An 11,688-nucleotide genomic window follows, 5' to 3' on the forward strand; every position below is an offset into this window, starting at 1 on the left:
CCTATCTCCGTTTCACCTGGAGATGGACTCGCTTTTCCTTTAATCTAGACCTTTTTAATATCTCACGCAGTTCTTATCTCTATTCCTGTTTGCCGCCTCTTCTGAATCTTCTGCTGAGTACATAGCCGAGAAGAATCAGAGATCCACCAACCAGGTAGATCGGAAGCGGGCTGTCTTCGCCAGTCTTCGGCAATACGCTAGGCTTTCCATCTTTGCCTTTACTATTACCATTACCATCTGGCTCTCCTGTTACCGTACCCTTTGGTACTTCTTCAACATCAATTTCGATAACGATCTCTTCTTCATTTCCGTCTTTATCGGTCACGATGATCGTGAATTTGTCTTTTCCGATAAAGCCTGGATCCGGTGTATAAACCCACTTGCCGTTTGGCTTCAGGGTAACCTTACCATGTGCCGGTTTATCACCTACACTTGGCACACCTCCAAGCGGAATTTCGCCTTCAATCGGCACTTCTTCAGTCGTTGTCTCTTGCTTCACAGGCGGTGTTACCTGCGGGACTGGTGTTGCCGGAGTTGTCGGTTGAGCAGGTGTTGTTGTTGGTCCTGCACTTGGTACAACTGTCGGCGTTGCCGATGGTGTCGCCGATGGTGTTACTGAAGCACCCGGTGACGGCGATGGCGTTGGTGTAACAATGACTCCTGGTACAGGAGTAGGCGTTGCTACCGGCTCAAATGTCGATGTCGGCGGCGAGGTCGGTACTGGTGTTGCTGTCGGCGCGGCCGAAGGTGTAGCCGTTGGTTCTTCAGTCGGCGGCGCTACCGTTGGCGACGCGCTAGTCTCAGGCGTAGCCGAAGCTGTTGGCGTCGGTGTTGCTACCGGCGTTGGTGTTGGTGTCGGTGTTGCTACCGGTGTTGGCGTCGGTGTTGGTGTTGCTACCGGCGTTGGCGTCGGTGTTGGTGTTGCTACCGGCGTTGGCGTCGGTGTTGGTGTTGCTACCGGCGTTGGTGTTGGTGTTGCTACCGGTGTTGGCGTTGGTGTTGGTGTTGCTACCGGTGTTGGCGTCGGTGTCGGTGTTGCTACCGGCGTTGGCGTCGGTGTTGGTGTTGCTACCGGCGTTGGCGTCGGTGTCGGTGTTGCTACCGGTGTTGGCGTCGGTGTCGGTGTTGCTACCGGCGTTGGCGTCGGTGTTGGTGCTACCGTCGGCGTTGGTGTTGGTGTTGGTGCTACCGTCGGCGTTGGTGTTGGTGCTACCGTTGGCGTCGGTGTTGGTGCTACCGTCGGCGTCGGTGTTGGTGCTACCGTCGGTGTCGGTGTTGGTGCTACCGTCGGTGTCGGTGTTGGTGCTACCGTCGGTGTCGGTGTTGGTGCTACCGTCGGCGTCGGTGTTGGTGCTACCGTCGGCGTCGGTGTTGGTGCTACCGTCGGTGTCGATGTTGGGGCTACCGTCGGCGTCGGTGTTGGTGCTACCGTCGGCGTCGGTGTTGGTTCCACCGTCGGTGTCGGTGTTGGTGCTACCGTCGGCGTCGGTGTTGGTTCCACCGTTGGCGTCGGTGTTGGTTCCACTGTCGGTGTCGGTGTTACTACCGGCGTTGGTGACGGTGTTGCTGTTGCTGTAGGCGTTGGTGTCGCCGTCGGTATCAGCTTATTAGATACCTGTTTCTTTAATTCTTGTGATGGATCAATGGTTACATTGATGCGAGAAGTATCAAGCACGTAACCTGTAGGCGCCTTTATTTCTTTAAGCGTGTACTCTCCGCCCTTTAATTTAGTGAAAACAATCTCACCATCACTATTGGTAGTATCTCTACCAACTAATTGATCATTTGAATCGTACAACTCAAATTCCGCGCCTTCCAGTTTTATAGACGTGTCTTCGTCTGCTACTTTTATAATTCTTAATGACCCATTGAAATCATTTTTAAGAGTTAATGCAATAGCAGTTGAAGAGTTGATCGTCACTGGATGCTCTGTTGGATCCAAGGCGTATCCCGCTGGGGCTTTTGTTTCTTTTAACACATATTTCCCTGCTCTGAGATCCTTGAATTCCAGGATACCATTTGAATCCGTCTTTCCTTCTTTCTTCTCTGTCTGCTGAGTACCAGCCAGACGGAACAGCGCAAATTCCGCATCCTTCAGCTTCTCAGTATCGTCAGCATTGGTTTTTGTAACTACGAGAGAGCCCCTAACCCCGCTTCCCGATCCGGAAGTATCGATAATACGAATATCATTTTTGCTCGTAAACGGTTTTTTAATTTCATTTTTTCCTTCAGCACTGAAATCTACTTGATTGTTAACTATGACGTTATTTCCGACTGCTGTTACGATAGAATTATACTCCAGGATATAGGCCTCTTTGATCGGGTTCTTTAACTCGAGCGTAAAAGTCTCTCCAGTTTGATCTGAACTGATTTCCAACGTATAGTCCACATCGCGAGTTAATTTATCATTAGTCTTTGTTACAGTACCGTTCTTAGATACTGTAGTCTTAAAGAGCTTGAAGCTATCCGGGAGCAGAATCTGATTCGGAGTAGGGGTATCAACGATTTTAACCTTATTGATATCGGACTGGTTAGCATTAATCGTAATACTCCAGTTCATTTGGGTCTGGTCATTTTTATCCTGAGTACCAGTTTTGCTGATATATTCGCCGCCCTTGGGAACATTAAGTGTTCTCTCTAGTGGCTTAGATACCGCCTTATCATCCTTGTCTTTAAGAACTGCAGTGTTCGTTACGGAAGGTTGATTGATATCCTCATTCACAAATTCCGTATCAAAGACAACGTAAAATGCGTAGTCAACTGCATTGTTGAATTTTACTCTTATTATTTCAGGATCGCCTGATACAACCGGCTGGGCATATTCACTGGCATTAATTAGATCCTCATTTTTCGGATTGCTTGGATTCCCATTAGCACCATAGCTCAACTTGTATACTTTTAAGCTATTGTCAACATACTTCTGACCGTTAGGAATGGGGTCTTCAAGTACTGCACCAGCGGCAAGATTTCTCTTGTTATAATTCGCACCGACGGTCCAGGTAATCTTCTTGGTGGTCGCGTCATAATCTCCGTTTTTAAAACCATTGTTCTTCACTTCATTACGCGGAGAAAATTTATCCCATACATCCCCCTTTTTTTGCTCTTTTCCATCTGTATCTTTCCACACAAGATTAGCTACATTGTAAAATTCAGTTTCTCCGGCTCTCAGCTTGTAATAATCAAAAGAAGTAGTGTAAGTAATTGTGATCGGCTCAGTGATCGGATTATTAAATTTTACTATAAATCCATCTTTCTCCTTATAATCCGAGTTTCCAACAGGAGTAACAATGTAATCCGTACCTTCTACTCCTTGACTTGGTGAAATTTGCAGATCTCCAAGGTATTTCAGGCCCCCGCGATCAAAAACATCGGTCAGAACCACTTCTTTCATATTTCTTTTGTCTTCATTGATTTTGATCGTCCATTTTACAGTCTTGGCATCATAGTCTACTGCTCCAACTTTCTTGGAGAGAACGCGCTGGCCAATGCCTTTTTGGTCGCCTGCAGAATTATTATCACCAAAGGTAACATCGTTACGAACGGTTTCATCATTAATTACCCGATCCGCTACTTTGGTTTTGTACACAATACGATAAGCTGAGTTGATGTCATTACTGAATTCAAGTTTGAACCCGTTCTTATTGGCTTTGTCTTTCAGGTCAGATAATGTGTAGTCCGTATCCAAGATCAGTTCACCATCATCGGTGCCTTTTCCATTCTGATCCAGCTTTACTTTATAGACATGGAAAGAATCTTTATCAAGCACCTGTGACTTGTTGAAATAGTCATTCAATACAGCATCATCTTTTAGAATCGTTTTTTCATTGTAATTAAAACGAATTTCCCATGGGATGGTTTCTGTAACAGGATCATAGTTGCCAGTAGCACTCTTCTCCAATGTTTTCCCACGTTCTACTGGAACTACGGCAGTGGGAGAATCTTTAGATACTCCATCGCCTGTCAATTTAGCTGTATTACTGTAAGATAATCCTGCTGAATCCGTAATTTTGGTAGAAAACTTAATGCGGTAAGCTTCTTTGATCGGATCAGATGCAAATTTCAGGTTCAATTTCGATGCATCACTGCCGGTCGTATCAAATTCTCCTGCATTAAGGGCTCCATTTTCAGTTGCTTCCCCTTTGACATTAACATCCAACTTATAAACAGAAATGGAGTTAAGATCAAGCTCCAGCCCCTGCTCCAGAATATCCGTTACAATTGCATTATGAATTTCATCTAGTGACGTATTGACGTCAACCGACCACTCAATGCGTTCCGCATTATACTTTTGCGGTTTGGGCGTTCCTTCCTTCTTAATACTAGTGCCGCCCTTTGGCTTAAAGTGAATGACAAATGAGTTTTCAGAATCCCCAGCAATCGGGAAAGGAATCACCTGCTGCGTAGATCCGCTAATTCGGGTAGAACTCAGTATTGATTCAATGTTAAATGTTCCTTTAACATCAAAGAGACCTTCAATATTTTTATTAAAGGTAAGAACTACTTTATTATCAGGGCCTACATTATAGGTCCCGATGCCATCTGGAAACTCATCGTACACTAAGGTCCCACTATAGCCCCGATCGATTAGAAATACATTTGGGAGTGTAAATGTATAAGTCGATCCTTCACCATACTTGCTTGCCCCATCCGGTCCAGCCGGTAATTCGTAAGTCAAGTTCAACTTCGTTGTTGAGTCCAGCTTATACACATTATCTGTCACAACCTGGCCATTTTCATAGACTGCCAAAGTCACACTGGTGATAATGTTTTCGCTGATTTCATTGGACGGGTCTGCACTCGCACGTGCGCTAAATCCAAAAGAATTAAAAAACTGTGTAAAAAGAAGAAGAAGTGTCAACCAAATTCCTGCATTCTTTCTTTTCATGAACTAGATAGCCTCCCTTTCTCGTAGTGTCATCTCCCAAATACGATCTGCACCTTCTTAACGCTGCTCCTATCCAACTCGCTGATTCCATCTCCCCCCAAACAAATTTGAATTATTGTAGGTTTTTAAGCTTTTGACAGTCTACATTTCACTTTAATTCAGCCAGCTAAACATTTTCTGAACAAAACGTCCCAAGCCCAAAGCCTCATGTTATGCAACAAAAAAAGCCGTCCTGACCATAGACAAATGTCTACAGCCAAAACGGCTTTCAGCAAGCAATCCAATGCATGCACATTGTATTCAATTTACAAAGTAGCGCGATCACGCAACGTATAGGTTTTACGCTTCTCGATCAGCTTGTTAAGCGCATCCAGATAAGCTCGGGCGCTGGCTTCCAGAATATCGGTGCTGAGACCTCTACCCTGTGCTGCAACTATGCCCTGTGTCAATACCACATGAACCTCACCCTGCGCATCTTTACCCCGGCTGACGGATTTAATGGAATAATCACTCAAGGTGACTTCCTCGCCTGTAGCCGAATCAATGGCATTGTAGATGGCATCTACCGAACCGTTTCCTTCAGCAGAAGCAGTAATCGGCTGCTCCTCAGGACCGTTGATAACGACCTTGGCTGTTGGTGTGGCTTCATTACCATAAGTGACATAAATCGTCTGCAGACGGAACACTTCAGGAGTCTTGACAAGCTTCTCTTCAATCAGTGCCAAAATGTCCTCGTCGGACACTTCCTTCTTCTTATCCGCCAGATCCTTGAACTTAGCAAATGCAGTGTTCAAATCTTCATCCGGCAGATCATAGCCAAGATCACTCAGCTTATCACGGAAGGCATGACGGCCGGAGTGCTTGCCGAGCACAAGCTTGCTTTCCTTCAAACCGATGGTCTCCGGAGTCATGATCTCGTAAGTCGTCTTCTCCTTCAGCATACCATCCTGATGAATGCCCGATTCATGGGCGAATGCATTCGCACCTACAATCGCTTTGTTCCCTGGAACGACCATACCGGTCAATTTGCTAACCAAACGACTGGTACGGGATATCTCCGATAGTACAAGGGAAGTCTTCGCTCCGAAGAATTCGCTCCGCGTCTCCAGAGCAAGCGCCACCTCTTCGATAGCAGTATTCCCGGCGCGTTCGCCGATACCGTTGATCGTACCCTCAATCTGGTCTGCACCATTCTGGATCGCCGCAAGGGTATTCGCCGTAGCCATGCCAAGGTCGTTATGGCAATGCGCGCTGAGCTGCACCCGCTCGATGTCAGGCACATTTTCTTTCAGATACTTGAAGATCGCTCCGTATTCCGAAGGGTTCAAATAACCCACCGTATCCGGGATGTTGACCACATTCGCTCCTTCACGGACGGCCATGCCAACCACTTCTGCCAGAAAATCATATTCAGTACGGCCAGCATCCTCAAGAGAGAACTCCAGCTTGGAAAAATGTTTCTTAGCATAACGGATCGCTGACTGGGCTGTTTCCAGCACCTGAGCCTTATCCATCCGCAGCTTATGCTTCCGGTGAATGGGCGAAGTTGCGAGGAAAATGTGAATGCAAGGATCTTGTGCGCCTTGCAAAGCCTCTTTAACTGCGTCAATATCCGCTTCTCTTGAACGGGACAACCCGATTACCGTCGCATTCTTGACGGCTCTGGCTACCGCGTTGACTGCCGCCAGATCACCCGGCGAGGCAGCTGGAAAGCCCGCTTCCATGCGGTCAATCCCAAGCTTTTCAAGCTGATGGGCGATTTCCACTTTTTCAAGCGTGTTCAGGTTCACACCCGGCGACTGCTCTCCATCGCGCAGTGTCGTATCGAACACATAAATTTTCCGCATGCGGAGCACCTCCTGAAAATTGGGCTAAAACCCTCAAATGCGGCTCGTTGGTGAACGGCCGCATCTGGGGATTACCATATAGATTTCAATGTTACCTTATTTATATGTGCTTATTTCTTGATCCAGTGCATCATTTCACGCAATTGACCGCCAACTACTTCTACCGGGTGAGCAGCTTCGTTGCGGCGAGTTGCTGTCAAGAAAGCATTACCGGATTGGTTCTCCAAGATAAAGTCGCGAGCAAATTTACCTTGTTGGATATCGGTAAGTACAGCCTTCATTGCTTTCTTAGTGTCTTCAGTAACAATACGAGGACCAGTTACATAGTCACCGTATTCAGCTGTGTTACTGATGGAATCGCGCATGCTAGCCAATCCGCCTTCATATACAAGGTCAACGATCAGCTTCAACTCGTGCAAGCACTCGAAGTAAGCCATCTCAGGAGCATAACCTGCTTCAGTCAATGTTTCGAAACCTGCTTTGATCAGTGCGGATACACCACCGCAAAGGACAGCTTGCTCACCGAACAAGTCAGTTTCGGTTTCTTCACGGAAGGAAGTTTGGATTACTCCAGCACGAGTACAACCGATACCTTTCGCATAAGCCAGACCGATTTCTTTTGCTTGTCCAGTTGCATCTTGCTCAATTGCGATCAGTCCAGGAACTCCGAAGCCTTCTACATATGTGCGGCGAACCATGTGTCCAGGGGATTTCGGTGCCACGAGCAGCACGTCAGCATCCTTAGGTGCTACGATTTGGCCAAAGTGTACGTTAAAGCCGTGGGAGAACATCAGCGCTGCGCCTTTTTTTAGGTTAGGCTCGATGTCATTCTTATATACGGACGCCTGTGTTTCATCCGGCATCAGAATTTGCACTACATCAGCACGGGATACTGCTTCTGCTACGGACAATACTTCAAAGCCGTCATTTTTAGCTGTGTTGAAGGATTTGCCTTCACGCAGGCCGATGACAACCTGAAGACCACTATCACGAAGGTTTTGTGCTTGGGCATGCCCTTGGCTACCATAACCGATTACCGCAATTGTCTTCCCTTTTAATACGCTAAGTTCTGCATCCTGTTCATAGTACGTTGTCACTGCCATTGTCAATATCCTCCTTTAAATTGGACCCATCGTAAAGAGCGGGTGCTTCAAGAGCATCTGGCTGAAGGAATCCTTAAGCTGCTCCTCAAGCCCCCGCTCTTTAGCGGGCATATCATTTTTTCATAATCTCGTTATACCGTTATATCACATCTCGTTAAAGCAACCAAGCAGTAATTCGCTAAAGCCGTAAAATACAACCTTTAGGCGTTGCCGCGAACCATGGCTGTAACCCCTGTACGCGACAGTTCTTTAATGCCGTAAGGCTTGAGCAGCTCAATCATGGCATCGATTTTATCGGTGTCTCCAACGACCTGTACAAGTAGACTAGTGCTACCGATATCAATAACAGCAGCCCGGAAAGTCTCCACCACGCCCATGATTTCCGGACGCTCCGACGGCTCTGCCTTCACCTTGATCAAGGCAAGCTCTCTCGCCACCATTGGTTTGGAGCTGAGGTCCACAACCTTGATGACATCGATCAGCTTGTAAAGCTGCTTCTCGATCTGTTCCAGGGTGCTGGCGTCACCCCAGGTAACGATAACCATCCGGGAAAGTCCTTCTTCTTCAGACTGCCCCACAGTAATACTCTCAATATTATAGCCCCGGCGTCCGAACAAACCGGATACCCGCTGCAGCACACCTGGCTGGTCATTCACAAGCACAGCAATCGTATGTTTCATCACAGTTATTCATCCCCCATCAGCATTTGATCGATGGTTGAGCCTTGGGTAACCATTGGATAGACATTCTCGTCCTTAGGAACAACGAATTCTACCAATACTGGACCCGGTGTTTCCATCGCTTCCTGCCATGCCGCTCTTGCTTCTTCTTTGTTGGTGGCTCTAAGACCTTTTACACCATACGCTTCAGCCAGCTTGACGAAGTTCGGGCTGCCTGCCAGATCTGTATAGCTGTAACGCTTCTCATAGATGAGGTTCTGCCATTGACGAACCATGCCGAGCACTTCATTATTGATTACTACAATTTTGACCGGTATATTGTGAATGGCGCAAATCGCAAGTTCCTGAGAACACATTTGCATGCCGCCGTCTCCGTTAATGGATACTACTAACCGTTCCGGGTGCGCCATTTGCGCGCCGATTGCGGATGGGAATCCAAAGCCCATCGTTCCAAGACCGCCAGAGGTGATCCATGAACGTGGATGATTGAACTTGTAGTACTGTGCCGCCCACATTTGGTGTTGACCAACGTCTGTCGTTACAATCGCTTCACCTTTAGTGGTGTCATTGATCATCTCGATAACCCATTGCGGCTTCAATTCTGTCTCAGAATCGTTGTAGCGGAGCGGCTTATCCTGCTTCCACTGCGCGATCTGTGTTCTCCAGGCGTCCGCGTTAGCTGCGCGTCCTACTTCTGGATTCAGCATTTCCAGAACAGTCTTCACATCCCCTACAATCGGAATGTCAGGCGTTACGTTCTTGCCGATCTCAGCCGGGTCAATGTCAATGTGTACAATTTTAGCTTTTGGCGCAAAACCGTCCAGCTTCCCTGTTACACGGTCGTCGAACCGGGCACCGATATTAATGAGCAGATCACATTGCTGAATGGCGTTGTTGGCAGTATAGGTGCCGTGCATTCCCGGCATTCCCATCCACAGGTCTTCGCCGCTTGGGAAACAGCCCAGGCCTAGCAATGTCGTCGTGATTGGAATTTCAGTACGTTTGACAAATTCCAGCATCTCTTCATGTGCTCCGGAGTAGATAACTCCGCCGCCTGCAATGATAATCGGGCGCTCAGCTTCCGAGATAGCTTTCACGAGCTTGTCAAGCTGCAGCTTGTTGGGTACAGTTCGCGGGTTGTATCCACGAAGGTTAACACCTTGCACCGGAGTGAACAGCGTTTTCGCTGCCGATACATCCTTCGGAATGTCGATAAGGACAGGACCTTTGCGACCTGTATTTGCAACATGGAACGCTTCGTGAATCACACGTGGCAGATCCTCAACATCGCGTACCAGATAGCTGTGCTTCGTAATTGGCATCGTAATACCGGTAATGTCTGCCTCCTGGAACGCATCTGTACCAATTAGGCTAGAGAATACGTTACCCGTAATAACAACCAATGGTACAGAATCCATGAACGCGGTCGCGATACCTGTTACCAGGTTAGTTGCCCCTGGTCCCGAGGTCGCGATACAGACGCCGGGCTTGCCGCTTGCTCTAGCGTAGCCGTCTGCTGCGTGGATGGCACCTTGCTCATGACGAGTAAGAATATGATTGAAATCTTTAAAGCCGTGCAGTGCGTCGTAGATGTACAGTACTGCACCACCCGGATATCCAAATACGGTATCTACGCCCTCGAGTACAAGACTGCGGAGTAGAATCTCCGATCCGGTAATGACCTCCGGCTGTTTCCATTTCTCACGTAACTCATCTGTCGATCGCAGTTTCGGTATTTGCGCGCTCATCAGTCTTCCTCCTTCGATGTTTAACGTTCAGTATTCAAAATGACGGACCGTCAATTTAACAACAACTTTAGTTAGGGGCGGCTTTCCTTAACAACAAAAAAACCTTTCGCCTCCCACACGCAAATTAAGCGTGTGAGGGACGAAAGGTTGATCTTCCGTGGTACCACCCATGTTTGCATTCATCTCGCGATGAAATGCCTTATCAGGTATACAAAAATCCATCGATGTAGGCAGGGCCCAATCTTTGTAACCTGAAGTCCCTAACGCGGACTAAACGATTCCCCCTAATAATTCCACCGCTCTTACTGATGGACCTTTCAGGAAAACAGCTCCGAGGTGAGCTCGTATATAAGGGATTTCGGTGGAGGTTGCAGCAAATCCTCACACTCTCTGAGCAAAAGAGCCCTTAAAACTTCGTCCTCATCATTGCCGATACATGTATGCTCGTTAAAATGTTTAGACACATTATATGATTCCTCACACGGATTAGTCAATACCCATATTTTTAAAAAAGTTTTTCCTCCTCTGCGCCCTTACGGAACGCTTCCCCCTCCTGCTGTCATATGATGTACGACAATGCGTGGAAAGGGGGCGCCATATGATCCGTTACCGCAGACCGAAACAGGACGATGCCGTCATCCTCGATCTGATCGAGAAACAGCTCGTCCCATTATCCCATCTGCCGAAAAAAGTGATTTCCCAGGTACGAAAAGATTTGCCCCGCCGGATGGGGCACGGTGTGACGCTTGTTGCCTGTACCGATTACGAAAGTGATCCGCTGGGATTTGTCCACTTTATGCTGCACGGGGATCTGCTATATATCGACATGCTGGCCATCACACCCGCCGCTCGGCGCAAACGCTGGGGGAATCTGCTCATGGATCGGGCAGAGCGATTTGCACTATCACGCGGGTGCCAGCGGGCCAAGTTATCGGTCGATTCCGGGAATACAGCTGGCCTTACCTTTTATCGTAAACTAGGCTACACGACGACCCGTTATCATAGACAGAGCTGCATCTACGAGATGGAAAAACAATTACTCTGAGACCCATGAGGCTATAAGACCTTAGTAAAATCCATAAGGATAAGGGGATCCACCATACCCATATCCAGGGCCATAACCGCCATAGCCGTATCCGCCTCCATAAGGCGCACCACCGTATCCTCCATAGGCGTATGGAGCCGTCCCTACAGCCAGCAAATCAAACAGTACCAGTGGAATCAGTGCCTTTGTTTGTACTTTTTTGCCACTGGAACGCTGCAAGATCAAACGATTTCCAGAAATGCGGACCAATTTGCCCGATACCTTCGTTCCATCTTTTTTCACTGCTACGATATGTTTACCAACCAGCTTCATGACTTGCTTTTTGGTAACCGCCTGTGCCATAATACCCCTCCTCAAAAGTTGTACGAAGTCTATCCGTG

7 protein-coding genes are annotated in these 11,688 nt (G+C 47.7%); 1 reads left to right on the plus strand and 6 read right to left on the minus strand.

The genetic code is table 11. From position 1 onward, the window contains the following. Nucleotides 1-79: 79 nt before the first annotated feature. The 5 genes from ACFVU8_RS15985 to ilvB form a co-directional block, all read right to left on the minus strand. Nucleotides 80-4,885: a collagen binding domain-containing protein gene (locus ACFVU8_RS15985; protein ID WP_387428377.1), complete on the minus strand. Its 4,806-nt coding sequence runs from the start codon at nt 4,883-4,885 to the stop codon at nt 80-82. A 305-nt stretch (nt 4,886-5,190) separates the two neighbouring features. Beyond that, entirely contained in the window at nt 5,191-6,732 is a 1,542-nt protein-coding gene (locus ACFVU8_RS15990) for a 2-isopropylmalate synthase (protein ID WP_175370014.1), read from the minus strand. A gap of 110 nt (nt 6,733-6,842) precedes the next feature. Beyond that, entirely contained in the window at nt 6,843-7,835 is a 993-nt protein-coding gene (gene ilvC / locus ACFVU8_RS15995) for a ketol-acid reductoisomerase (RefSeq protein ID WP_066373257.1), read from the minus strand. Nucleotides 7,836-8,035: 200 nt separating this feature from the next. After that, the gene (gene ilvN / locus ACFVU8_RS16000; RefSeq protein WP_379465540.1) at nt 8,036-8,515 is read right to left on the minus strand and encodes an acetolactate synthase small subunit; all 480 of its coding nucleotides are present in this window, start codon (nt 8,513-8,515) and stop codon (nt 8,036-8,038) included. Between the two features lie 5 nt (nt 8,516-8,520). Further along, complete coding sequence (ilvB, locus tag ACFVU8_RS16005) at nt 8,521-10,263, minus strand: biosynthetic-type acetolactate synthase large subunit (protein ID WP_379465364.1); 1,743 nt, start codon at nt 10,261-10,263, stop codon at nt 8,521-8,523. 598 nt (nt 10,264-10,861) lie between these two features. On the opposite strand from ilvB, the gene ACFVU8_RS16010 reads away from it, so the two are divergent. Further along, a complete protein-coding gene (locus ACFVU8_RS16010) occupies nt 10,862-11,308 on the plus strand; it encodes a GNAT family N-acetyltransferase (protein WP_379465366.1) in 447 nt (148 codons plus the stop codon). 21 nt (nt 11,309-11,329) lie between these two features. Here the strand turns inward: ACFVU8_RS16010 and ACFVU8_RS16015 are convergent, their stop codons facing one another. Then, on the minus strand, nt 11,330-11,650 hold the full coding sequence (locus ACFVU8_RS16015; protein ID WP_379465368.1) for a hypothetical protein: 321 nt from the start codon (nt 11,648-11,650) through the stop codon (nt 11,330-11,332). Nucleotides 11,651-11,688: the final 38 nt, after the last annotated feature.

Source organism: Paenibacillus sp. NPDC058177 (genome assembly GCF_042883835.1).
Taxonomy (GTDB): domain Bacteria; phylum Bacillota; class Bacilli; order Paenibacillales; family Paenibacillaceae; genus Paenibacillus_AQ; species Paenibacillus_AQ agri.

Excerpts from the sequence above, each read along its gene's own strand:
- ACFVU8_RS15990 (WP_175370014.1), bottom strand. The coding sequence starts at position 6,732 with ATGCGGAAAATTTATGTGTTCGATACGACACTGCGCGATGGAGAGCAG.
- ACFVU8_RS16010 (WP_379465366.1), top strand. The coding sequence starts at position 10,862 with ATGATCCGTTACCGCAGACCGAAACAGGACGATGCCGTCATCCTCGAT.
- ACFVU8_RS15985 (WP_387428377.1), bottom strand. The coding sequence starts at position 4,885 with ATGAAAAGAAAGAATGCAGGAATTTGGTTGACACTTCTTCTTCTTTTT.
- ilvB (WP_379465364.1), bottom strand. The coding sequence starts at position 10,263 with ATGAGCGCGCAAATACCGAAACTGCGATCGACAGATGAGTTACGTGAG.
- ilvN (WP_379465540.1), bottom strand. The coding sequence starts at position 8,515 with ATGAAACATACGATTGCTGTGCTTGTGAATGACCAGCCAGGTGTGCTG.
- ilvC (WP_066373257.1), bottom strand. The coding sequence starts at position 7,835 with ATGGCAGTGACAACGTACTATGAACAGGATGCAGAACTTAGCGTATTA.
- ACFVU8_RS16015 (WP_379465368.1), bottom strand. The coding sequence starts at position 11,650 with ATGGCACAGGCGGTTACCAAAAAGCAAGTCATGAAGCTGGTTGGTAAA.